Annotated in this window: 1 protein-coding gene and 1 pseudogene; both read right to left on the bottom strand. The window is 50.3% G+C overall.

All coding sequences use genetic code 11. The features are described from left to right. Nucleotides 1-293: FAD-dependent oxidoreductase (locus ACWHAR_RS30005; RefSeq protein WP_452088798.1), on the bottom strand; the 293-nt coding region annotated here is incomplete at its 3' end. Between the two features lie 20 nt (nt 294-313). Beyond that, nucleotides 314-583 (bottom strand): annotated as a pseudogene (locus tag ACWHAR_RS30000) (butyrate kinase); the annotation flags it as partial.

The raw sequence follows: 583 nt of genomic DNA, 5'->3' as shown, positions 1-583 counted from the left end.
ACACCCGCTGCAAGCTTATCAACAACGGCTTGCTTACGCTGCTGCACTTTTTCAAAGTTGAGGGACACGCCAGCCGTTTCCACCCCGAATTGATCGGCTTCACGAGCTGTCCGGTATACCTCTGCACTTCTAAGCAGCGCTTTACTCGGGATACAGCCTTTATGCAGACATGTTCCTCCGAGTTTTTCTTTTTCCACAACGGCTGTTTTTAAGCCGAGCTGAGCGGCTCTGATGGCCGCAACATAACCGCCGGTACCGCCGCCCAGAATGACTACGTCATACTCAGTTGCCATGGTAACTCACTCCTGTCTGTCTATTCAATACGATATTGTTTGGATTGCTCTTCGCCCTGCAATACTCTGAGCGCCCCTTGGGCAAGAGACTGCAGTTCATTTTCACCCGGATAGACTAAAACGTCTGAAATCCAATCTATGTATGATCTGATAGCAGAAACAAAGCTTTTGCCGTACGCAAGGCCTCCCGTCAGCACAATCGCTTCAACTTCGCCTTTTAACGCCGCGCTGGCTGCCCCGATTTCCTTTGCTACCTGATATGCCATGGCATCATAAATGAAGCGGGCTTT

The sequence above is a fragment of the Bacillus sp. LR--39 genome, assembly GCF_053613335.1.
The sequence above is the reverse complement of the archived record's forward strand: the minus strand, read 5'-3'. Positions and strand labels throughout refer to the sequence as shown.